Annotated in this window: 21 protein-coding genes; 3 read left to right on the top strand and 18 right to left on the bottom strand. The window is 38.6% G+C overall.

Annotated features, from left to right (window positions below):
• Window positions 1-142: 142 nt before the first annotated feature.
• The 15 genes from QSJ81_RS01970 to QSJ81_RS01900 all read right to left on the bottom strand — a co-directional run bounded on the left by QSJ81_RS01970 (window position 143) and on the right by QSJ81_RS01900 (window position 16,962).
• Entirely contained in the window at window positions 143-3,079 is a 2,937-nt protein-coding gene (locus tag QSJ81_RS01970; RefSeq protein WP_285715732.1) for a sigma-54-dependent transcriptional regulator, read from the bottom strand.
• 121 nt (window positions 3,080-3,200) lie between these two features.
• Window positions 3,201-4,163 carry a 6-phosphofructokinase gene (pfkA, locus tag QSJ81_RS01965; RefSeq protein WP_285715731.1) on the bottom strand — a complete coding sequence of 321 codons (963 nt, stop codon included), beginning with the start codon at window positions 4,161-4,163 and terminating at the stop codon, window positions 3,201-3,203.
• A gap of 41 nt (window positions 4,164-4,204) precedes the next feature.
• Window positions 4,205-5,923, bottom strand: coding sequence for a phosphoenolpyruvate--protein phosphotransferase (gene ptsP / locus QSJ81_RS01960; RefSeq protein ID WP_285715730.1), 1,719 nt, complete (start codon window positions 5,921-5,923; stop codon window positions 4,205-4,207).
• A 4-nt stretch (window positions 5,924-5,927) separates the two neighbouring features.
• The gene (locus QSJ81_RS01955) at window positions 5,928-6,191 is read right to left on the bottom strand and encodes an HPr family phosphocarrier protein (protein WP_038668802.1); all 264 of its coding nucleotides are present in this window, start codon (window positions 6,189-6,191) and stop codon (window positions 5,928-5,930) included.
• An 85-nt stretch (window positions 6,192-6,276) separates the two neighbouring features.
• Window positions 6,277-7,089 (bottom strand): PTS system mannose/fructose/sorbose family transporter subunit IID, encoded by an 813-nt coding sequence (locus QSJ81_RS01950; RefSeq protein WP_285715729.1) that lies wholly within the window; start codon window positions 7,087-7,089, stop codon window positions 6,277-6,279.
• Window positions 7,090-7,098: 9 nt separating this feature from the next.
• Complete coding sequence (locus tag QSJ81_RS01945) at window positions 7,099-7,833, bottom strand: PTS mannose/fructose/sorbose transporter subunit IIC (RefSeq protein WP_352230858.1); 735 nt, start codon at window positions 7,831-7,833, stop codon at window positions 7,099-7,101.
• 19 nt (window positions 7,834-7,852) lie between these two features.
• Complete coding sequence (locus tag QSJ81_RS01940) at window positions 7,853-8,326, bottom strand: PTS sugar transporter subunit IIB (protein WP_285715728.1); 474 nt, start codon at window positions 8,324-8,326, stop codon at window positions 7,853-7,855.
• A gap of 50 nt (window positions 8,327-8,376) precedes the next feature.
• Window positions 8,377-8,772, bottom strand: coding sequence for a PTS sugar transporter subunit IIA (locus tag QSJ81_RS01935; RefSeq protein WP_285715727.1), 396 nt, complete (start codon window positions 8,770-8,772; stop codon window positions 8,377-8,379).
• Between the two features lie 341 nt (window positions 8,773-9,113).
• Window positions 9,114-9,410: a hypothetical protein gene (locus QSJ81_RS01930; RefSeq protein WP_285715726.1), complete on the bottom strand. Its 297-nt coding sequence runs from the start codon at window positions 9,408-9,410 to the stop codon at window positions 9,114-9,116.
• Between the two features lie 26 nt (window positions 9,411-9,436).
• A complete protein-coding gene (locus QSJ81_RS01925) occupies window positions 9,437-10,513 on the bottom strand; it encodes a nucleoid-associated protein (RefSeq protein WP_285715725.1) in 1,077 nt (358 codons plus the stop codon).
• A 214-nt stretch (window positions 10,514-10,727) separates the two neighbouring features.
• A complete protein-coding gene (locus QSJ81_RS01920; protein ID WP_285715724.1) occupies window positions 10,728-12,152 on the bottom strand; it encodes an FAD-binding oxidoreductase in 1,425 nt (474 codons plus the stop codon).
• A gap of 13 nt (window positions 12,153-12,165) precedes the next feature.
• Window positions 12,166-13,212, bottom strand: coding sequence for an electron transfer flavoprotein subunit alpha/FixB family protein (locus QSJ81_RS01915; protein ID WP_285715723.1), 1,047 nt, complete (start codon window positions 13,210-13,212; stop codon window positions 12,166-12,168).
• 15 nt (window positions 13,213-13,227) lie between these two features.
• The gene (locus QSJ81_RS01910) at window positions 13,228-14,016 is read right to left on the bottom strand and encodes an electron transfer flavoprotein subunit beta/FixA family protein (RefSeq protein ID WP_285715722.1); all 789 of its coding nucleotides are present in this window, start codon (window positions 14,014-14,016) and stop codon (window positions 13,228-13,230) included.
• Between the two features lie 402 nt (window positions 14,017-14,418).
• Window positions 14,419-16,287, bottom strand: coding sequence for a hypothetical protein (locus QSJ81_RS01905; RefSeq protein WP_285715721.1), 1,869 nt, complete (start codon window positions 16,285-16,287; stop codon window positions 14,419-14,421).
• Between the two features lie 108 nt (window positions 16,288-16,395).
• Entirely contained in the window at window positions 16,396-16,962 is a 567-nt protein-coding gene (locus QSJ81_RS01900) for a YqaA family protein (RefSeq protein ID WP_285716054.1), read from the bottom strand.
• Between the two features lie 118 nt (window positions 16,963-17,080).
• Here QSJ81_RS01900 and QSJ81_RS01895 point away from each other — a divergent pair, with 118 nt between their 5' ends.
• Both QSJ81_RS01895 and QSJ81_RS01890 read left to right on the top strand, forming a co-directional pair.
• Entirely contained in the window at window positions 17,081-17,458 is a 378-nt protein-coding gene (locus tag QSJ81_RS01895; protein ID WP_285715720.1) for a CidA/LrgA family holin-like protein, read from the top strand.
• A 1-nt stretch (window position 17,459) separates the two neighbouring features.
• A complete protein-coding gene (locus QSJ81_RS01890) occupies window positions 17,460-18,155 on the top strand; it encodes an LrgB family protein (RefSeq protein WP_285715719.1) in 696 nt (231 codons plus the stop codon).
• A gap of 71 nt (window positions 18,156-18,226) precedes the next feature.
• Here the strand turns inward: QSJ81_RS01890 and QSJ81_RS01885 are convergent, their stop codons facing one another.
• The gene (locus QSJ81_RS01885) at window positions 18,227-18,607 is read right to left on the bottom strand and encodes a hypothetical protein (RefSeq protein WP_285715718.1); all 381 of its coding nucleotides are present in this window, start codon (window positions 18,605-18,607) and stop codon (window positions 18,227-18,229) included.
• Window positions 18,608-18,799: 192 nt separating this feature from the next.
• Entirely contained in the window at window positions 18,800-19,198 is a 399-nt protein-coding gene (locus QSJ81_RS01880; protein ID WP_285715717.1) for a carboxymuconolactone decarboxylase family protein, read from the bottom strand.
• A 74-nt stretch (window positions 19,199-19,272) separates the two neighbouring features.
• Here QSJ81_RS01880 and QSJ81_RS01875 point away from each other — a divergent pair, with 74 nt between their 5' ends.
• Window positions 19,273-19,629, top strand: a complete 357-nt coding sequence (locus QSJ81_RS01875; RefSeq protein WP_285715716.1) for a MerR family transcriptional regulator — start codon at window positions 19,273-19,275, stop codon at window positions 19,627-19,629.
• Between the two features lie 60 nt (window positions 19,630-19,689).
• Here the strand turns inward: QSJ81_RS01875 and nifJ are convergent, their stop codons facing one another.
• Window positions 19,690-23,235: a pyruvate:ferredoxin (flavodoxin) oxidoreductase gene (gene nifJ / locus QSJ81_RS01870; RefSeq protein ID WP_285715715.1), complete on the bottom strand. Its 3,546-nt coding sequence runs from the start codon at window positions 23,233-23,235 to the stop codon at window positions 19,690-19,692.
• Window positions 23,236-23,261: the final 26 nt, after the last annotated feature.

Raw genomic sequence — 23,261 nt, 5'->3', positions numbered from 1 at the left:
CATCAGAATTTATAAGTTTCTAGTTAAAAAGATTGAACCACAAAGACACAATGCCGCTATCGCGGCACACAAAGAAGATGGGAATGAAATAGATAGAACCCATTTGTGTCTTTGTGGTTCAAAAAGGACGCGTCGCGTTTTCTTATGCCCCAACATTTCTTTGTCGTTCTAACTTAATAATTTCAATGAGATGACATATCTCTTCATCATTGACTACCACTGCAAATTGTTGTTCCAATGCATTCGTAACATTTTTTAAAACAGCATACTCAAGAGGATGTTCAGCAATAAAGGTAGCTGTGTCAGGGTAACTAATACCAGCCTGGGTTAGCAAGCGTTCTACCATGCAAGCAGAATGTACTAGCATACGCACCAGACCCGAAGAAGAAAATTCAACTTCCAATTCTTCTTCTAACTTTTTAATACATATCATTAGTGTATCCATAACCTTACGTGGATTAACAAAAGTCAGAAATTCATCCAACATGCCAGCAACCATACCACGCATAACTTCCCAATCCATACCTCGATCCGTATAGCGATCTGCAATATCAGATGCTTTTAATCCTTCTGTTAGCAGACGGCGTAATTCACTACCTGCTCCCCCCTGCATTAACTCCTCAATGGCAATATGAGGTCGGTCTTCAATCTCAGGGTCAATACTTCCCACACTCGCAACAATATCGTAGGACTGCAATAAGGAAGTAAGACGATTTTGCAATACCTCTTGGTTTCCAGCTTCTACAGCTATCACGCGAATATTGAAAAGCTGCCATTGACTTAAAAGTTTTTCCAATAAACTTTTAACTTTAAGTGCTGCCCCTTCACCAGTAAAACAAGTAGTCATAATGGCCTTATCCTTGCCACTAATAAAATTTGTTGGCTCTTCGGCTTGTACTACAGTCTGAGACATACTACGTGCTGTCCACGCCGATCGATAAACTACATTTATATCATTCTTAGGCAAAATAGCCTTGTGTAAAACATGTAATACCATTAGTGTGCTTACCATCTCTACACTCTTGACGATAATTCCAGTTCGGTTTGTTACTGCTTTTGCCACACTTGATAAAGATCCCATATCAACTAATAAAATAATGCCTTTTCCTTCATCAATTTCACGGGCTACCTGCACAGCTCTTTCGATTGCCCAATCTACATTTACTTCTAAAGGCATATCAATCCCGCGGGCATGACTAACTCCTAAAAGCTTATTCGAAAATTCAACCATACTTGTAGCGGTAGAATTACCATGAGTAATAACAAGCACCCCTACTTTCCGATCTTCCTTTCCATGGCGATCATCAAAGGTAGCCAGCATAAGAGCAATAAAACCGATTTCATCTAAGGGAATTAATACTCCTAACTTCTCACCAAGACACTGAGCCATTCCTTCTGCCACCGCGTACGCCTTAGGATGCAGTTCTGCAACTGACCTAACATTAGGGTTTACAATGGGTAACCCACTACGTATCCGTTCCACTGTCGCGGCAATATGAATTGCTAAGGCATAATATAACCGACGACTTAAAGGATTTCCCATTTTTTCGGCTTTACTACAGGCTATGTCAAATGCCGTGAGAAATTCCTGCGGCAAAATGCTTTGTAAATATTCTTGTGATATTTCTAACTGTTCAGGATCTAAGCGCTGAAAATAGCTTTCTACATCCATTTCTATGCATTGAATAATTTCTGATTGTCCAATACCTTGGGATTTAAGAAATTGCATCCGATCACTGATTGTTTGGTAAAAGTTTTTAGGCAAGCTCCGGTCGCCCTCTCCTTGCGCTGCCACTCCATTTGGTTGAATGAGTAATTCACTGCCTAAAGTACATAAAATTTTACTGGTTTCTAAACGGGCCTGAGGATCATAAACAATCGCTTGTTTAATTTTAGGAGGCAATTCCTCATATGCGATCCGCACTGGTTTGCTCTTATCTGACCTATGCAAAAAAGCTTTAGCACATACGAGTTGTAGATCATTACGTAGTTGTCCAATATTCCCTACACATCGATACAAAAGTAAAGCCCATAATGCTTCTTGGCTCACAATAACTCTAGATTGAATATGAACTGCTTCACGAGCTAGTAAAAACTTAATGAGCTCAAATCGTTCATGCAATGGACGTACCGTTAAATCAGGTAATTGAATGACTACAGGTATACGTCGTAAAAAAGTTTTCAATAAGGCAGACTCAGGGTTCTCTGTAGTAGCAGCCACTACCCTTACCGTTACATGACGTGTCCTATCAGTATCACCCATACGCCGAAACTCACCCCGGTCTAAGAGATAAAACAACATCTCTTGTCCCTCAGGTGGCAAACGATGTACTTCATCTAGAAAGAGCATGCCGCCATTTGCTTTTTCCACTAAGCCAGCCTTGTCCTTCTCTGCTCCCGTAAAGGCCCCTCGTACATGGCCAAATAGCTGTGACATCAGAAGCTGAGGATTATTCGCATAGTCGGCACAATTAAATACGACAAACTGGCCATCTGCGGAAATCTTTCCTTGATTATAAGCAAATTTAAACATATATTCAGCAAATAATGTTTTACCAACTCCAGTAGAGCCAACCAGCAAGGTATCGAGCCCCTTTGGGGGATAAAGGGCCGAAGCCTTCGCCTGCTCCACTGCAATCTTAAGACTATCCTTGGCGCCAATTAATCCCTCAAAAGAATCATGATCCTCTTTTGTCTTTTGTAAGATATCAAAGCTTCTGGCAGAATCTTCACCATTTGGCGCACTACTTTCTATCTGTGAGACTTTAGTAGTAGCTAATTCTTCAATCTGACGCTGGTGACGCACCACTGCTGGCACTTGCCCGTGTAAGGTTGGGAAAATTGATTCTACCCATCGAACCGTTATATAGTAGGTAGATCGGCTCACCAATTTTACTACAAGCCTTTCTCTATGCAGCGCATTTAAATCGCTACTCACATTACTACGAGAAAAACCTGCTGCTGCCGCTACCTCTTCTGCAGTAAAACCTAATGGTTTATGCTGCTGCAACATACTTTTATCTAGTTTTTCAGCACATAACTCATCTAACACTTCTAAAACCTTTAATTGGCGTTTCATTTTCCCACTCCTCTAAGGCCACATCCAGCAGAAAATTACTATATACTTATTATATAACGTTAAAAGTCATAATAAAAATAAAAGCAAAGGGTTATTTCCCAATGCTTTTATTTTTATTATCTTACTGAGACAATACGCCGGCTAACCGGAATGTGGAGGTATCAATTGTCCGCTTGTGTCCTATCGCATCTGCTAAATCAATTGGAACAACGGCTCCATTCCGAGAACCGAATAATACATTGGATATTCCTGAAATTAGAGCTAAGACTGCATGTTCAGCCAATGTACTAGCTAAAATGCGATCAAATACGCTAGGTGACCCACCTCGTTGTATATGTCCTAATACAGATACTCTAGTATCAAGACCCGTGTCAGCAGCGATTTTTTCGCCAATAGCTAGAGCACTGCCTACTCCTTCGGCAACAACTACCACGCTATATTTTTTCCCATTATCATGACTTGTACGTAGCTTTTGACATACTTCGTCTAAATTTACACTCATTTCTGGAATTAGAATTTGCTCTGCTCCACCTGCAAGTCCGGCAGTCATAGCAATCCAGCCAGAATTGCGCCCCATAACTTCAAGCACCATTACTCTGCCATGGGATGAAGCGGTATCCCGCAGTTTGTTGAGGGCATCTACTACAGTATTGATCGCTGTATCAAAACCAATTGTATAATCTGTACCCCAAATATCATTATCAATGGTACCAGGAAGACCAACTACAGCAATTCCGAGTTCCGATAACAATTGGGCACCTGTTAAGGATCCATCCCCACCAATAACAATAAGACCTTCAATGCCACGACGGCGTAAATTTTCTGCAGCCTTTTGTCGCCCTTCTAGTGTTCTAAATACTTCACAGCGTGCAGTTCCTAAAAAAGTTCCCCCCCGCTGCAAAATATCTCCCACAGATCTTGACTCAAGTTTCACCATTTTATCTTCATACATACCCGCATAGCCGTTATAAATACCCCATACCTCTACGCCTTCATGAATTGCTACACGCACCACTGCACGAATCGCTGCATTCATTCCAGGAGAATCACCACCACTTGTCATGACAGCAATACGTTTTAACATAAGCACACCTCTCATATTGCTATATTAAAAATGAAATGTATCTAATTTATTTCATATTTTTCAGCAATTTTTTCTAATTCCTGCTTAATAGCAGATGCGGTCCTTAGAGTCAGAATATGTTCAGCCCACTCTTGACATTGTCCTAAGGTAAGTTGACGAATCCGATGTTTCACTACAGGAACGGCCCTGCCATTCATAGACAACTCCGTCAATCCAAGACCAATTAAAAGTGGTGTTGCTAGAGGATCTCCTGCCATTTCGCCACACATACCTACCCATTTACCCGATTTTTGCGCTGCTTTAGCAACATTCCCAATCAAACGAACTACAGGCGGCTGGAAATAGTCGCTTAAATAAGCTACATGCTCATTCATACGATCTGCAGCCATCGTATACTGAACCAAATCATTGGTACCAACACTAAAGAAATCTACTTCTTCTGCTAGTATATCTGCAATAGCAGCTGCTGCAGGAACTTCAATCATAATTCCCACAGGTACATCCGAACGGTAGGGAATGCCTTCTTGTTTTAATTCTTCTGCTGCTTCTTGCAGTAATGCTTTTGCATTCACCAATTCATCGATAGTGGCAATCATAGGAAACATAATATGCAAGTTCCCTGCTACACTGGCTTGTAATAAGGCACGCAGTTGTGTCTTAAATACATCCTTGTATACCATACACAAGCGAATTGCACGTAGCCCTAATGCTGGGTTGGCCTCAGGTAAACCACCGATAAATGGCAGTTGCTTATCGCCACCTGCATCTAATGTCCGTATGACGATTTTTTTATCTGGCATAGCTGACAGAACGGCTTTATAGGCCTCTACTTGCTCTTCTTCTGTTGGCACACTTGTTTTATCTAAAAACAAAAACTCTGTACGGAATAGACCTACTCCTTCTGCACCGGCAGCAATTACTTTTTCCATATCGCCTGGTGTTCCAATATTGCAAGCCAATTCAATATGATTTCCGTCAATCGTCGTACTTGGCAAATGCCCTACTGCTGCCAAGGCTGCAGCTTTTGCCCGTTCTTTTTCCATACGTTGACGATATTCTTCTAAGACTGCTTCTTCAGGATTTACTAATACATAACCTGCATGGCCATCTAAAATAACCATATCACCATTTTTCAATTTTTCTAGGGCATTACCGACACCAACTACTGCTGGAATTCCGGCAGCTCTAGCTAAAATCGAACTATGAGAGGTTTTACCGCCAAGAGCAGTAATAAATCCTGATACACTAGCTAAATCGATAGCAGCGGTATCAGAAGGTAATAAGTCTTGCGCTGCCAAAATACCCGCATAATTTACCTCGTCTGACCCTCCCTGTAATATACGTAACAGCCGCTTGCCAATATCTTTAATATCAGCTGCCCGCTCTCGCATATATTCATTATCAAGGGCAAGAAACATCTCTGCAATCTCATTTACTGCATCCTGCACAGCAGCTTCTGCGCTGGCATAGTTATTATCAATATCATTCATAACAACTTCAACCAAGGATGGATCATTCACCATTAGTTTATGCGCTGCAAACACCTCAGCCTGTTGTTCCCCTACAGTAGCTGCCATACGTTGTTGTAAAACATCTAACTCAGCTTCAGCTTTTTGCTGGGCTGCTATAAAACGTTCTTTTTCTTTAGGAGCTTGTGATGCTTCTACTCGGCGGTCAAAGTCATGGGAACCTTCTTGAATATGCATAATTTGGCCCATAGCAATTCCCGCTGATGCTGCGATTCCTTCTATTTTCAACATACTATCACTCTTCTCCAAATTTATCCATAACTAGTTTTTTTAACGCTTCACCTGCTGCTGCGGCATCTGGACCATCAATTTTAACAAGTAAATTATCACCTTTTTTAACGCCTAAGCCCATAATACTGATAATACTCTTAGCATTGGCACTTTTTCCCTCTTTAAATATCATAATATTGGATTTAAAAGAAGAAGCCTTTTGTGCGAACATCGCTGCTGGTCTCGCATGTAAACCTGCTTGATTTTGAATTTGTAAATTGAATTCCATGAAATTTACACAACCTTTCTTTTTTTATAAAATCAACATTTATTTATACTGCAATAATGCAGAGAAACCCATAACTAAACATAGCTTAACTCAATATTCCTGCCCAATAACCGGCAATGCCTATAAAAAATAATCCAGCGATAATGGTTAATGGCGATACACCTTTGCGTAATAAATAAATACATAAAAAAGTGAGGCCTAAGGATAACATATTGGGCATAAGTTGATTCAAAATATCCTGAACTGTAGTAATCATTTCTCCACTTTTTGCTACAACAAGGGACACATTGATTGACGTCCACTTTGCTACTAAAGCCCCCATAACAAACAAACCAAGAATTGAGGCTCCCTCTGTTAATTTACGTAACTTATCTCCGCCAATATCCTGCATAATACCAAGACCTGCTCGATAAGCATATAATAAACCATACCAACGTATGAGTAAACGCACTGTATTAAACAGTATAAAAAATAGTAGCGGCCCTAAAATAGTTCCTTGCATTGCTAGGCCAGCTCCTAATGCTGCTGTTACGGGACGTAGGGTTCCCCAAAAGATAGGATCCCCAACTCCCGCTAAAGGCCCCATTAACCCTACCTTTACTGCATGGATTGTACTATCCTCAATTTCCGCTCCATTTGCCTTTTCCTCTTCAAGGGCTAAGTTCACCCCTAGTATCGGTGATATGACAAAAGGATGGGTATTAAAAAATTCCAAGTGACGTTTTAAGGCACTTATCCTATCTTCTTTTTTCTCATATAATCGATTGATAACAGGTACTAAAGAAAAACAATATCCTAGTGCCTGCATCCGTTCATAATTCCAGGAACCTTGAATAAGATTTGATCGCAAGAATACCCAGAATAAGTCACCCTTCGTAAGTTTTTTATCACTCACCATGTGTGCCTCCTAGCATTCTTCCCGATTGTATTTTAATTGCAGATATAGCATAGCCATTGCTACACCCATAATCCCAATGCCCACTAAATTAATATTAAGAAAAGTAGCTACTACAAAACCTAAAAAGAAAAATGGCATCAAATGACCAGCCTTCATCATGTTAATAACCATAGCATACCCAACTACGACAATAAACCCTCCCGCTACTTGCAAGCCACCTGTAATAACTTGGGGAATACTTTGCAATAGCTCTTTTACCAAAGCAGCATCGGAATAGTAAGCAATAAAAAAAGCAGGAATGGCTACTCGTAGTCCTTGTATGCATAACGCTCCTAGATGAGCCAAAGTAATTCCTGAAGTTTTTCCCTGATCAGCATAAGGATCTGCTATATGTTGAAAATATACACAGATAGTTCTGACAAAAGTAGTCAAAATTTGCCCAGCTCCCGCTAAGGGTATGGCTAGAGCAATGGCGACTGGCATACTTTGATGAGCACCAATCACTAAGGTCGTCGATAAAATACTAGCAATTGCAGAATCAGGAGACTGGGCTGCACCAATATTCATCCACCCTAAAGTCATCATTTCCAAAGTGCCACCTATTAAAATGCCTGTCCCTAAATCACTCATAACTAAGCCCGTTAACGTACAAGCTAGAAGAGGGCGGTGAAACTGAAATTCATCTAGCACACTTTCAATTCCAGCTAGAAACCCTACCAGCGCCACCATTAATGCTGTAAACACAGTATCCCTCCCTACCTTGCTATATTTTAGTCATAATATCTACAGGACTATCGTTAGGCAATACTTGAATTTGTAAAATTATACCACATTTATGCAGTGCTTTAAAAGCATTTTTATCATCTTCATCTAATGAAACAGCCTTCGTCAACTGGGTTTTCCCTTGCATAAAACTCATCCCACCAATATTCACTTTTGTAATTGCTATTCCATTTTCTACTAAGGTTACTATCGTGGCAGGATTTGTAAATAGCAAGAGTAATTTTTCATTAGCATTCGTATTACTTTTCAAATATTCAATGCCTTCAAGAGTATTGAGAACCGAAACCTTTACACCAGGAGGTGCTACAGTTTCTAGGAGCATTTTACGAATAAGATCTTTAGCCACTTTATCATCTATCACTACAATACGTTTTATTGACACAGCCTTACTCCAGGCCATGACAACCTGCCCATGGATGAGGCGATCGTCAATTCTTACTAATTCAATACTCACCGCTTCTCTTCCTTCTTTTTCAGGTTTTTCCTTATCATGTAAATCCTATATTAGAAATTAGAAATTACAAACTTATTAATACCATTACAGCCACTCTCAAGTGCTAAATCAGTCAAGGTTCTTAATTCAAGATTCCTTGCGGGCAGGACTTCTAGTAACATGGGTAAATTTATACCTGTGACTACTTCAATACCACATTTCTGCATAGCCAACATGGCGGTCACATTATAAGGGCTCCCCCCTACTAGGTCCACTAATAGCAAAACCCCTTGATTTGTATCAACTTTTTGCACAGCTTGCGCAGTACGTACTTGTAAATCAGCAATAGCGTCTCCTAATTCGAACTCAACGACCGCAATTTGTTCTTGTTTACCCATAATTAACTCTGCTGCATTGAGTAAAGCGCCTGCCAAACCTCCATGTGTTACAATAACTACCCCAATCATCTTATGCCTCCATGTACTGTTCGCTTTTGTGCTTAACATTACACACTTGCAATAACTATGCCAAGATTTGTTTTATTTGCTGACAACAGCTTGAAACAATGGATTATTGTCAGCAAAATAAGGCCCTTCAGCTCTACAAATATTCTTGTTGTTTCAAACAAAACAACAAGAATATTCTGTGTTTTATTTCTGTTTTGAATTTGTCTCAATTATGTATTAATTCTAAATACATATTCAATTTATTACTACTTTATGATAAACAGGATTGCATTATCCAGTCAAATAAAATTAATTTAATATAAAATGACCTTATCTCCACGAATAAGGTCATTTTTTGAACATTAGTTTATGCCACTTTTACTTTTATATACTTCCCAAGCCTCTGCAACTCTTTTGCGATAAGATTCCAAACGGTTAGACAATACTTTTTCCTCTTTACGCCCTGCATCAATCGACAAATCATATAAGCTATTGTTCATCGAGTACATTAAGGCTTTCATTAAATCCTGTAAAGGATCTATTACCTTTTCACTATTTTCTTGCTTAGTAATCAGTTCCTTAAGTAAAGTCAAAGCAGTAGAGACTTTCTCTTCTGGTAATTGTCCGATTAGTTCTAATAACTCGCTTCTAGAATCCATGTTATATTCTCCTCTATTTTAAATTCTTATTCTTCCTCATTAAAATACACTTTATAAAAGTGCATACCCGTCTCCTCATCAAAACCTCTTTCAATGTTTTGCATCTTACCAGCTTCTGTTGTAGGATTTTTTATTTTGATTTCAATTTCAGTATCTAATTTAATCAGGTTTCTAAATTTCTTTTTTACACTTTTTACTGCCGGATTCGAAATACTAAAACCTTCCGCTGCAACAAAACCTTGATTACTTTCGTAATTCTGCTTATGTTCTATAAATTGTTCAATAAGTTCAGGCTCTTTTACAACTTCTTGAACAAATTGATCTAAGTGAAATTCATTATGCTTATCAAAATAGGCCACTGCTTCATTAACAAAAACCACCTGGTCCTTTTTGTCAGCCTGATAAACTTGTCCATAAATATTTTCGGCAAAATCGCGGCACACCTGCAAACAATTTTCTGTATGAAAATACTCATCTTGTACGTTTGTTACACGTAAAAATTCATCCTTCCAATATAATGCCTCTTTGTCACCCTTATTGATGGCATCTACAATAGCAACCCGATAACCATCAGCAGAATTCACATTAAAAATAATACAGCCTTTATCTAATTTTTTAACATTAATCCCTTTGTCGCTGCCAATCATAAACTCATCAGCGTATTTGGTAATCTTTAAATAGGTTTCCTTCTTTTCTGTTTTAAAAATTCCAATCCCATCTGCACGTTGCTCATTTATGATGCAATCTTTAAAATAGGCCATATAAAACTCGCCGCCTTTAATTTGCGGATGAGAAGATTTTTCATATAAATGTTTTAATATATTTACAGATTGTTCATAAAATTGTTCAGGATCAATGAATATACTGCTAACATACATATACAATTCATTTAAATGAATATCTGTTTCATGAGAAAATTTATAGAAAACTTTCTCTTTAAAAGAAGATAAAAAATATTTTAGCAATAGTTCTTCTACATTGCCATCTTTCATGTCATAAATGGATGGGGATAGAAAAATTCCCTCATCGCGTAACTTGTTGCCTACCTTATGTATAATTAACTGCTCTAGACTTACATTTGAAAAATCAAACAATCGCTTCATCCTTCCTACTACTACAGATACTTAGTATTTTTACATTGTATCACAATTTCAAAGTTTTTCAATCTAGAACCATTTGTTTCTATAATAAAGAGCTCAAACTAACTTCTTAAATTCTGCAGTATATATAATAAGGAAGGAAATGATGATTTTAATGTATTCTATAGTAGAAAAGAAACAGTCTAAATCTCATTTTAGGAGATCTAGACTGTTTTTCTTATTCTGCTATTCTACCTAAAAGTACAATTTTCCCAGGATTCATAATATTATTAGGATCAAAGGCATCCTTGACGGTTTGCAATACCTTCTTTTGTCCAGCAGTCATATGTTTATACATGGCTGATACACGTTTTGCTCCGATGCCATGTTCTCCTGATAAGTTGCCTTCAAGTACATATACAGCATCATAAATTTCCGACAACACTGCATCTTTTAAATCATGCCAAGCATGATCATCACGATCTTCTCTTAAAATAGTGGCATGTATATTTCCATCACCAGCATGACCAGCACTAGGAATCTTACAATCATATTTTTTCGCAATCTTTTCAATCGCATCCAGAGCTGCAGGAATGTTGGAAATAGGTACTACAATGTCTTCCATACAATAGACTGGGCTTAACATACGCAATGCCTCTGCATACGCTTTACGTGATTTCCAAATACGATCTTGTGTAGAAATATTATCTGCGACAAAAACTTCTAAGGCACCATTTTCTTTGCATAATTTACCAATGGTTTCATAGTCATCTTGTACTTGCAGTTCTGTATTTCCATCAACTTCACAAATAATGTAGGCACCAGCATCACTATATGGCAGCTTTTTATTGAGATACATTTCAGCTGCTTTAATGGATAAGCTATCCATAAATTCAACTGCCGTTGGAATGATCCCTGCTGTCATGATTTTTGGCACAACCTTAATTGCTGATTGCATATCTGGGAACGGAATTAATAAATCCGCAACATATTGAGGTAAAGGCATTAATTTAAGCCATATTTTTGTTATAATTCCTAAGGTTCCCTCTGAGCCAACCATTAAATGTACCATATCGTAGAAAGTAACGTCTTTTATGTTTTTACCACCATAAACAACAATGTCACCATCAGGCATAACAACCTCTAAACCATAAACGTGTCTTCCTGTAACGCCATACTTTACTGCTTTATTACCGCCAGCGTTTGTTGCAACATTACCACCAATGAAGGAAGATTCTGCAGAACAAGGGTCACCAGCATAAAACAGATTTAATTCTCTTGCTTCTTTTTGTACTTCCCCAGTGGTAACACCAGGTTCTAGTACCATGAATAAATTTTCTTTGTCTATTTCGATAATTTTATTCATCTTTTCTAAGGATAATACCATACCACCATGCAATGGCACAGCACCACCAGCTAGACCTGAACCGCCACCTCGAGGAGTAATCGGAATCATTTCACGATTTGCTAATTTGACAACTTCCGCAATCTGTTGTGCATTTTCAGGTTTTATAACCACTTCAGGCATTTTTTCCCAAAGTTTATCTGAAGTCTCATCACGAGAGTACATTTCCATCTTTTCTTCATCTGCAACTACGTTTGCTTGTCCAAGAATATCTTGAAGTTGTCTAATAATCTCAGCTGTTACTTTGTTAAATTGCATTTCATATCCCCCCTTATGCTTTAGCTTTCATTTTTTTGACCGTTTCAATTAGCATCGGCATTACTTCAAACACATCGCCTACTATACCGAAATCCGCCACTTTGAAGATTTGTGCTTCAGGGTCTTTATTGATTGCAACAATGACATCAGAGGTCTGCATACCTGCCAAGAATTGAATTTTACCTGCTATTCCTGCAGCAATCATCAATTTAGGTGATACGGTTTTACCGGAAAGACCAATTTGGTGCGGATAAGTTGACCAGCCAAGTTCAACTGCATCACGAGTCGCACCAACAGCGGCTCCCATTAATTCTGCTAATTCTTCTATCAATTTGAAACCTGCAGCATTTTTCATTCCTTTACCGCCGGCAACAATTACATCAGCTTCTTCAATACTAACCGCTTGTGTAGTATCAACGATAAATTCTAAAAACTTTTCTGCAGTCAATAATGTTGGACCAGCATACTTCTTAACAATAATTTCACCGGTTCTAGAAGTATCAATTGGAGATTGTTTTGCTGATCTAGGACGAACTGTAGCCATTTGTGGGCGTGTTTCAGGAGTTTTAATGGTAGCCATAATATTGCCACCTATCGCAGGACGAGTTTGCCATAATAATTTCGTCTCAGGATCAATTGTAAGTTCAGTACAGTCAGCCGTTAAACCAGTATGGGTTTTTGCTGTGACCAATGGCATTACCGTACGGCCAGTAGTTGTGGCACCAGCGATAATAACTTCTGGTTTTTCTTCTTTAACTAATCTGGTAATTGCATTGCTGTACGGTTGTGGCAAAAAGTTTTTGAAAATAGGATCTTGAATGAAAAACACTTTATCTGCGCCACGTAAAATTACTTCTTCCAGGTTCTCAATTTCGTCACCTAGCAAAATACAACCAAGCTCACATCCGAGATCATTCGCAATTCCACGTCCCCAAGTCAATAGTTCATAAGTAACAGCTTGTATTTTACCATCACGTTGTTCACCTAGAATAAATACACCTTTAAAGTCCGCAAGGTTTTTCGCTTCTGCGATACTACAATTAACATAACTTGACATCATTATTGTCTCCCCCCCTTATAAAACGTCTTTTTGAGCTAAAAAGGACATCAATTCATCAATCGGCTGCGTGGTACCATTGGCCTTTGCCATGATCGTATCACGAGAAAGTTTAGGGCTAAAGATTTTCACTACACGAGTTGGTGAACCGGTAAGTCCAAGCTCACTCTTATCAAAACCAAGTTCTGCATTTCCCCATGTTGGCACTTCAACCTGTTTTGCTTTTAATTTGCCACTTAATGTAGGGAATCCAGTATCACTAATATCTTTATTTACAGAAACCAATACAGGGAATGTTACTTGAACTCTTTCAAAGCCACTTTCAACAGTACGTTTTACAATAACGCCATCTTCTAAAATTTCTAATTGGGATACATAAGTCTGTGCTGGAATGTCAAGATAGTGAGCAATCATTGCCGCAGTTTGTCCTGTCTCACCATCTGTTGCACGTTCTCCACAAAGAATCATATCAAAATCGCCTGTTTTCTTAATTGCTGCCGCAATTACTTTTGCTGTCGCAATCGTATCTGATCCAGCAAATTCTCTGCCCGATACTAATACCCCATCATCTGCGCCCATTGAGATTGCTTCTTTGATTGCTTTCATTGCTGATACTGGACCCATGCTCACCGCAGTGATTGTTACATCGGGATAAGTATTCTTAATTCGAATGGCCTCAGCTAATGCATTTTCATCAAGTGGATTAATAATTGTATCTTTACCAGTACGCACCATAACTCCAGTTACAGGATCAAGTTTTACCGAATCAGTCCCAGGAACCTGTTTTACAAGTACAATAATTTTCATAAATACACCTCCTATTTTATTCTGCCAAGATTAAGAGATTTCTTACATTATTCTTACATATATATTTTCACAACATTGCTAGAATATTGCAAAAAGCAGTAATAAATGAATTTAACTGAATTCATTATTTTGTCGGATAATTCTTGTTTTTTATTTTACAACAGAAGTTATGCTAGGTAAAATCTTTTATAGTAATCGAATCTATGCGTTTTAGCTATAGCAACTTGTGAAGCAATTCTCATATAGAATGTTATTTTTTTAACTTATTTAATTCTTTTTTACCATGAACGCTATTGCTTTTTACTTTACATCTTATATAATATTTTTTCGATTATTAGAATCCCAAAAAAGGTTGTCACCTTTGAGAGGTAACAACCTTTTTGGGGATTCTGGCCCTTAGAATTATATTTTATTGATCATAATATTGGTAAGTTTAAGCGTGGTATCATCAATACTTTTTCTAATTTCAGGCAGAGTTTGGGTAAATTCACTAACAGCAGGGGAATCGGGAAAAATAACCCGTAAATCCAGCTTATTTTCTTCATATAGTCTAAAAACACTGTCAACAATGCCAATGTTTTCTGTATCTAGACTAACCCGCATCCATGTTTCAAATTGTTTTTTTGTCACTTGGTTGCTATTTTCCTTTTCTTGCTGGTAAATATGAATATGAGCCGGATAACGTGTTCCATCCGCGAAATAAAGAGGTAGTGAAAAAGATAATGACTTATGATCTATCAGCTTCTCCGTTTCACCTGCCAAGGATTTGTATAATGATTGGGCCAATTCTTTTATTGACCCGGCAGATTTTTGCAAACTCTCTAGACTTGAATTTTGGTATGGTTCTCCCCCTGCGGCCTTCAATAGTACCCACATTTTAGAAAGCTCTGGCAACTTATTTTTTGTAGCCATGTCTTGCAAAGCTTGTGGAATATTTTGCTCTACTGCCTTGGTCAATTGTTCTAGTCCTGGCTGCGCCTTTTCAATAAGCTTATCATTTGGCGAAAGCAGTTGATTTTGAATCTGCTTCATTAGGGTTTTTAACTGCTCAATTGTTAGCGTCGTTTCGGATAATTGCTTTGCCACTTGCGCCAATAAATCCGCTGCTGGTGCTGCCAAGGATTTGGGCATAGGATTTTCCGCTAATTTCGCCATAAAGGTTTCGACGTCTTTTGACTCTTGTCCATTTAATAATGCAGCATTTCCAAAACTTTTTATCAAGGTCAATACACTGTTATCTTGGACTCCTTGTTTTATCGCTTGTTGAACCGCTTTTCCCAGCTCTGGGGGCAAGTTCTGCACAAAATTTTCTAATTTTGCTGCTACAGCAGCTTTATCCGGTGATGCTTTCATCTCCTGATAAAGCTCTTGTAATGTAGTTGCTGTTTGCTCTAAGACTTTAGGTGGTATACCTTTAAACTGCTGAGCATCAATTGTCTGTAATAGAGTCCACACTTCTGGCAAATCTGGCATTTGATTTACTACTGATGATTGTTGTAATCCAGAAGGCATGTTCTTTTCCAATAATTTAGTTAGTTGAACCAATGAATTCTTATCATTTTGACTCAGCTGTTTTAGATTTTCTGGTGTTAATTGCTGTAATAGCTGTTTGGCAACCTGTTTTAGTTCGCCTTGAGGTAAACTAGTATTCGAGGCTAATTGACTTGTTAATTGCAACAACGTATTTTCCTTATTTTGCCCTAAGGATTGTCCGCTTTCTGGGAAAAGCTGTTGCAAAAATTGTTCTACCGCCTGCCTAGTATTTTGAGGTAACGAATTCAGTTGTTTTACTAATTGTGAGAGTTGATTTGCCAATTGATCTGGAGACATTTCAGCTTGTCCTCTTACCATTTCAGCAATTCTCTTTAACACTGACTGTACGTCTTGGTACTCACCTTTTTGTAACGTAGCTGCAATCTCTAGGATATTTGCCAAATTAGTAAGCTGCTCTGCTATATTTTTTTGTGTATTTAAAGAGTGCTCCATCCCTTGAGCTACATCCTTAGTGGACGTCATTTGCTGCAAAATTTCCTGGACAATTTTTTTAATATCTTCTGGCAATGAACCAATCCGTTGATCCCGACTTCCTAGCAAAGTAGTTAGATCTGTCAATTTATTTTTAATAATATCTTCTAATTTAACTTGAAAATCCTTTTGCACCAATGGATTGCTACTAGATACCCCGAGATCCTGTTCTACCTGAACGTTTGTCGATTTCGCACTTTCCACTTGTCCAGGACCGGGAGTCTGTGGTACTTTACTAATTTCCATTTTTTCACCTCTATTTCTGCATAAATCTATAATACTAGTATACGGTAAATCTTTACATAATCCTAGTCATAAAATAAGTTAAAAAGACTTGGCGTACGCCAAGTCTTTTTAACTCAATTTTCTTTGGGGAAGTCTTCTCATCACTACTACACCGACAACAAGAAGGACAATAAAGATAGTGAGTCCAATCAGAAAAGTATTGGAATAGGTTTTTATTAATTCCAACGCTTTAGGACCATAATAAAAAATCAGAATGCCTTCCAACAAAAATCGTTTTCCGCGGCCAAATATGGAAGCCACTAAGAAAACTATCATATTTATACGAAAAACACCTGAACTGATACTAACAAACTTATAAGGGATTGGTGCAAGGGCAGCAAGAAAAATAGCCCATCCACCATAATGATCGAGCCAACCGGTTATTTTAACAACATATTTGTCAGGCACAAACTTTTTTACTGCAATGATTCCATACTTGTTGCCAACGAAATAACCTATAATACCACCTAATACAGACCCAGTTGTAGCAATCACAGAATAGTATATAGCTTTTTCTGGTGCTGATAGAGCCATAGGAATCAATAACAAATCGGGCAATATCGGCGAAAAAATAGATTCAACAAAAGAAATAATAAAGAGGCCCGCCGCTCCAAAATTTTGAAAGAATACAATCACTTGTTCCAACTTATCCACCTCAATAAAAAGTATTTCTTGAAGCATTATATACTATTTACTGCTATTATGTATATACTAAGGTTACTTTTACCAGATCATATATAAGAGGTGATAAACATTGCAAAACGCTCTGAAAACATTAGGACAAATTTTCTTACTATGGCTTATTTATTCTGTCAGTACATGGATCATCGGAATTTTACACTTGCCCTTACCAGGCAGTGTGTTAGGTATGCTTCTCTTATTTACCTTATTATCTACTGGCATTATTAAAGAGCAATGGCTTTCTCTCGGTGCCAATCCATTACTAAAACACTTATCTTTTTTCTTTATACCCATTGCTGTAGGACTCATGGACTGGGGAGGGTTATTTACCCAAAAAGGACATCTGCTCTTTTTGCCTTTAGTCATTAGTGCTTTCGTCGCCTTACTAGCAACAGGGGGAATCGCTCAGTTTCTTACAAAATATCTCGAAAGAAAAGGAGGCGCAAACTAGCTTGCCCACCACATTATTAGTAATTTTCACCATCTTCCTTACTATATCATTATATATCATTAGTCGAAAACTATTTTTGAAAACTAAAAATCCTTTATACAATCCTGTACTCCTCAGTACAACAGTCATTATTATCGTCTTTCACTATACAGGCATAACCTTTGAACAATACAAGCCTGGTAAAGATGTAATGACTTTTTTACTCGGCCCTGCCACCGTGGCATTGGCGCTCCCTCTCTATTTAAATCGAAACGTATTACGCCAGAACTTACTACCCATATTAGTAGGAATTAGCTGCGGTGCTTTGTCAACCTTAACAACGGCTGTCTTATTAGCAAAAATTAGCGGACTTGACTCCCTGATCACTGCTTCCATTGCGCCTAAGTCGATTACTGCCCCTATTGCCATTGAAATTTCTCTACTTACCGGCGGTGACCCGGCTATTGCTGTCGCCTTTGTTGTTTTCACAGGCACACTAGGTTCCATCATTGGTCCCGGTGCTCTCTCTTTTTGCAAAATAAAGAATCCCATTGCTAGGGGATTAGCTATGGGGGTTACTTCTCATGGCCAAGGTACAGCTACCATTCTTCAAGAAGGAGCTCTGCAAGGAGCCATGGCAGGAGTAGCCATGGCGGTTGCTGCCATATTTATCTCTTTCATCGCTCCATTTTATATTCCTTGGCTTGTTAACTTTTAATTTATCGTTTAGGGACTCATTTCCTTCCAAGACTTATAATATATAGAGAAAAATTGTTTACTCTTTTGTTTTTATACTTGCCCTCCCTTTTGTTTAAGTATTCTCACTGCTTCATCGACCCGCTCTTCTGAAACAAATGCAGTTAGCGAGAAAACTGGGCCAGGCATTTGATTGCCACTGGTGCTAATACCACTAACCGAAGGATCTGCTCCGAGCAAAACCCTTGCCGATGCGTTTTCCTCTTTTGAAGTATTCGCTGAAAAAAGTGTTAGACCAGTAAGAGTCTCAGCTCTAGATATGGGATTATCTTGGGTTCTATCGTTAGTTATACCAAAGCGGCTTACTTTTCGAATATGGACGTCTTCTAAACCAACACAAGCTAATGCCTGTTTCGCTTCTTTTACTTTCTTTTCAGTAAAAAAGTATGAAATAATAGTTTGTTCTTTTTCCATAGTAAACACTCCTTCCTTTATTGCGAGGATATATTTTGGACTCCCTTATGATATTATCATTCCAGTTAAAAGAAAAATGCATACCATAAAGCATATCATATTAAAAATGAAGTTGCTTTTCACATTATTCTGTCGCCAGAACTTATGAAAAGCAACTTCATTGTCTTAAAGAATTGCGCTGGATTAAATATCCTATATAGCAGCCTCTTTAGCACTTACATTGCGTGATTTAAAAACTCTTGCAGCAACCCCAACAGCATTTAAAACTCTTGGGAATCCTGTATAAGGAATACCTTGAAGGAAGACTTCAATTACCTTCTGTGGTGTAATCCCTACATTTAACGCTCCATTTATATGTACCTCTAACTGATTTTCACAGCCTCCTTGCGTCATTAAACTCGCTAAGGTTATCATCTCTCGCTCTTGTAAGTTCAAATTTTCCCTACAGTATATATCACCAAAAGCAAACTCAACAATGTACTTCCCTAAATCAGGCGCAATATCCTTAAGGGCCTCAATAACATGTTCACCAGCAGTGCCATCCACCTCTGACAGTTTTTTCAATCCTTTTTCAAAACGAGTTAAATTCATTGTTCTTACCTCCTGCATTTGTTATAATTGAATTGTAACTCTTAGAGTTAACTCTAAGTCAAGAGGAAATAAAAATGAATTATTCAATCGGACAATTTTCAGATATAACTAATATAAGTTCTTATACATTACGTTATTATGAAAAAGAACAATTACTTGTTGTCAGCCGTGATTCGGCAGGAAGACGATTTTATACCCCTCAGGATGTCGATTGGATTCTATTTATTCAAAAACTGAAAGACACTGGGATGTCGATTAAAGAGATTAGAGAATACTCTTTATTACGATATCAAGGAGATTCCACAACACAGCAACGATTAGAAATACTAGAAAAACATAAAGTAGCTGTGGTAAAAGAAAAGGCGAAATGGGAAAACAACCTTCAAAATCTGAATGATAAAATTAAGTTCTACAAAGATAAACTAAAATAATTAATTGTAGTAAAGAGTTAGGGCTATCTCAGATATTGAGATAGCCCTAACTCTTTATTTTTACTCTTTAGTCGCAGCAACTTCCTGGATGACTGCTGCATATTGACCAGCTAGCCGTCTATAACCTTTCAGTCTATTTGCTGCTTCTTGTTCGGCCTCATTGAATAAATTTCCAGCTAACTCAGGAAACTGTTTCTTTAGTGAGGAATAACGCACTTCCCCCATAAGGAATTCCTGAAAACTCATGATTGGTTCTTTGGAATCCAATGCAAATGCCGTTTTGTCAGTATCTATCAGTTGAGGATTGTACCGATATAATGACCAGTAACCACTATCTACGGCCCGCTTAGCTTCCAAATGACTGCAACCCATACCTACCTTTAAACCATGGTTAATACAAGGGGCGTAAGCGATAATTAAAGATGGCCCCGGGTAGGCTTCTGCCTCTGCGATAGCTTTAAGAGTTTGATTTTTATCAGCGCCCATTGCAATTTGTGCTACATAGACATTCCCATAACTCATCGCAATCATTCCAAGATCTTTTTTCTTAGTTCGTTTACCGCTAGCAGCTAATTTTGCAATTGCCGCGGTTGGGGTTGACTTGGAAGACTGACCACCTGTATTAGAATATACTTCAGTATCAAATACAAGCACATTCACATCTTGGCCAGATGCCAGTACATGATCCAATCCACCAAAGCCAATGTCATAAGCCCAACCATCACCACCAAAAATCCATTGAGATCTCTTTACCATAAAATCTTTATTCTTGTAAATTTCATTGAGCAAAGGATTTTTTTCTTTATTCTTTTCTAGTAGAGCGACCAGTTTATCGGCTCTATCACGGGTAGCATCACCCTGATCTTTATTCAACAACCAGTCCTCACAGGCCCTTTTAAATTCAAGGTCCTCACTCAATTCAGCTGCTACTTGGATATCCCGAGATAATTTCTCTCTGAGCTGTTTTACACCAAGCAGCATACCTAATCCATACTCAGCATTATCTTCAAATAGGGAATTACCCCAAGCTGGTCCATGCCCCCGATGATTCTTGGTATAAGGCATCGATGGTGCACTAGCGCCCCAAACGGAAGAACAACCGGTAGCATTAGCAACCATCATCCTGTCCCCAAACAATTGAGTGACGAGTTTTGCATAGGGAGTTTCACCGCACCCTGCACAAGCACCAGAGAATTCAAGCAGGGGTTGTTCAAATTGACTGCCTTTTACAGTGAGTGGATTTAAAGGATTTACTTTTGGTGATATAGCTAGCGCATAATTCCATAAAACAGCTTGTTCGAGCTGAGTTTCAAGCGGTTTCATTTCTAAAGATTTTTCTTTGGATGGACAAACCTGGGCACAGTTACCACACCCTGTACAATCATAAGCCGAAATGGCAATGCGGAAATTCAAGCCTTTCACACCACTAGCGTCTTTACTCACGAAACCAGAAGGGGCTTTTTCCATTTCTTCCTCATTGATTAATATGGGTCTGATAGCAGCATGGGGACATACATAGGAGCACTGATTACACTGAATACAATGTTCTGGTAACCAGCAGGGAATATTAATGGCAATACCACGTTTTTCATATGCCGCTGTCCCCATCGGAAATGCACCATCTTCCATACCAACAAAAGCACTTACAGGTAATTGGTCTCCTTCTTGCCTGTTCATTGGAACTAAAATATTTTTAATGAAAGCTGGTACGTTATCCTCCGTACTTCTTTTATCTTGTGCATTTTGCCAGGAAGCAGGAATCGTTATTTTGACAATGGCCTGCACCCCCTTGTCGATGGCAGCATTGTTCATATTTACGACTTTTTCACCCTTGTTTCCATAGGATTTTACTACCGCTTTTTTCAGATATGTAACCGCATCTTGGGCAGGAATAATATCCGCAATCTTGAAAAAAGCAGCTTGCATGATCATATTAATTCGGCCGCCTAGACCAATTTCCTGGGCAATACGAACAGCATCAATGGTATAAAAATTAATATTATTTTTGAACATATAGCGTTTCATTGCAGCAGGTAAATTCGTATCTAACTCCTGCTCCGTCCAATTACAGTTTAAGAGGAAATTCCCTCCCTGTTTTAAACCTTCCAATACGTTATATTTATCTACATAGGATTGGTTATGACAGGCAATAAAGTTAGCCTTATTTATTAGATAAGGTGATTTTATTGGACTTTTACCAAACCGCAAGTGGGAAATGGTAACACCACCAGATTTTTTAGAATCATAGGCAAAATACGCTTGGGCATACATGTCAGTATGATCACCAATAATGGTGATCGCACTCTTGTTGGCGCCAACCGTCCCATCTGAACCAAGCCCCCAGAACTTACAAGCAGTCGTTCCAGCTGCTGTAGTATCAATATCTTCTCCGAGAGGCAGAGAGGTGTAGGTCACATCATCTACAATACCAACGGTGAAGTTGTCTTTTGGTTGGTGCTGCTTTAGATTTTCAAAAATACCGTGAACATGACTAGGAGTTACGTCTTTACCACCCACACCGCATCTGCCGCCAACGATAATTGGTTGCCATTCTCTACCGCTAAATACTGCTTTTACATCCAAATAAAGGGGTTCAGCAAATGCCCCTAGCTCTTTCGTTCTGTCCAAAACAGCAATTTTTTTCACTGTTTTAGGAATATACTTGAAAAAATGTTCTAAAGAAAAAGGCCTGTACAAATGTACCGTCAATAGACCAACTTTTTCCCCATTCGCATTCAAATAGTCAACTGTTTCTTCAATGGCTTCACATACTGACCCCATGGCTATAATCATTCTATCCGCATCTAAAGCACCATAATAATTGAAAAGATGATAATCCCGGCCCGTCAGTTTATTGATTTGAGCCATGTATTCTTCGACAATTTCAGGAAGGGCTTGATAATACCGATTGGAAACTTCCCTTTGTTGGAAATAGATATCAGAGTTTTGTACTGTCCCTTTTATAACTGGATGATCAGGATTCAGTGCCTTTCTTCTAAATTCTTCGATTGCGTTCTGATCTACTAACTGAGCCAACTCATCATATTCAAGAACTTCGATTTTTTGCACTTCATGAGACGTACGGAACCCGTCAAAAAAATTAAGAAAAGGAACACGCCCTTTGATTGCCGACAAATGAGCTACTGCAGCTAAATCCATAACTTGCTGTACACTACTTTCAGCAAGCAAAGCAAATCCAGTCTGTCTAGTCGCCATAACATCTTGATGATCACCAAAGATGCTAAGTGCATTCGCACCCAAAGCTCTAGCACTGACATGGAACACCGCAGGCAAAAGTTCACCAGCAATTTTATACATGTTAGGAATCATAAGCAGCAGGCCTTGAGACGCGGTATATGTGGTCGTTAAAGCCCCTGCATGCAAGGATCCATGTACGGCTCCAGCTGCACCAGCTTCTGATTGCATCTCTACTATTTTCACAGTTTGACCAAAAATATTAGTTCGCCCTTGAGTGGCCCACTCATCAGCATGCTCTGCCATATTTGTTGACGGAGTAATAGGATAAATAGCCGCTACGTCAGTAAAGGCATAGGAAATGTGAGCTGCAGCCGTATTGCCATCCATAGTTTGCATTTTTCTTGCCATAAATTAAATTCCTCCCCTACAATAAT

Source organism: Pelosinus sp. IPA-1 (assembly GCF_030269905.1).
Lineage (GTDB): Bacteria > Bacillota > Negativicutes > DSM-13327 > DSM-13327 > Pelosinus.
Note: the sequence above shows the minus strand (reverse complement) of the source record. Positions and strands in the feature narration are given on the sequence as shown.

Excerpts from the sequence above, each read along its gene's own strand:
- QSJ81_RS01950 (WP_285715729.1), bottom strand. The coding sequence starts at position 7,089 with ATGGTGAGTGATAAAAAACTTACGAAGGGTGACTTATTCTGGGTATTC.
- QSJ81_RS01920 (WP_285715724.1), bottom strand. The coding sequence starts at position 12,152 with ATGCAATTTAACAAAGTAACAGCTGAGATTATTAGACAACTTCAAGAT.
- QSJ81_RS01905 (WP_285715721.1), bottom strand. The coding sequence starts at position 16,287 with ATGGAAATTAGTAAAGTACCACAGACTCCCGGTCCTGGACAAGTGGAA.
- QSJ81_RS01885 (WP_285715718.1), bottom strand. The coding sequence starts at position 18,607 with ATGGAAAAAGAACAAACTATTATTTCATACTTTTTTACTGAAAAGAAA.
- QSJ81_RS01875 (WP_285715716.1), top strand. The coding sequence starts at position 19,273 with ATGAATTATTCAATCGGACAATTTTCAGATATAACTAATATAAGTTCT.
- QSJ81_RS01955 (WP_038668802.1), bottom strand. The coding sequence starts at position 6,191 with ATGGAATTCAATTTACAAATTCAAAATCAAGCAGGTTTACATGCGAGA.
- QSJ81_RS01910 (WP_285715722.1), bottom strand. The coding sequence starts at position 14,016 with ATGAAAATTATTGTACTTGTAAAACAGGTTCCTGGGACTGATTCGGTA.
- QSJ81_RS01935 (WP_285715727.1), bottom strand. The coding sequence starts at position 8,772 with ATGATTGGGGTAGTTATTGTAACACATGGAGGTTTGGCAGGCGCTTTA.
- QSJ81_RS01915 (WP_285715723.1), bottom strand. The coding sequence starts at position 13,212 with ATGATGTCAAGTTATGTTAATTGTAGTATCGCAGAAGCGAAAAACCTT.
- ptsP (WP_285715730.1), bottom strand. The coding sequence starts at position 5,923 with ATGTTGAAAATAGAAGGAATCGCAGCATCAGCGGGAATTGCTATGGGC.
- QSJ81_RS01970 (WP_285715732.1), bottom strand. The coding sequence starts at position 3,079 with ATGAAACGCCAATTAAAGGTTTTAGAAGTGTTAGATGAGTTATGTGCT.
- nifJ (WP_285715715.1), bottom strand. The coding sequence starts at position 23,235 with ATGGCAAGAAAAATGCAAACTATGGATGGCAATACGGCTGCAGCTCAC.
- QSJ81_RS01925 (WP_285715725.1), bottom strand. The coding sequence starts at position 10,513 with ATGAAGCGATTGTTTGATTTTTCAAATGTAAGTCTAGAGCAGTTAATT.
- pfkA (WP_285715731.1), bottom strand. The coding sequence starts at position 4,163 with ATGTTAAAACGTATTGCTGTCATGACAAGTGGTGGTGATTCTCCTGGA.
- QSJ81_RS01930 (WP_285715726.1), bottom strand. The coding sequence starts at position 9,410 with ATGGATTCTAGAAGCGAGTTATTAGAACTAATCGGACAATTACCAGAA.
- QSJ81_RS01880 (WP_285715717.1), bottom strand. The coding sequence starts at position 19,198 with ATGAATTTAACTCGTTTTGAAAAAGGATTGAAAAAACTGTCAGAGGTG.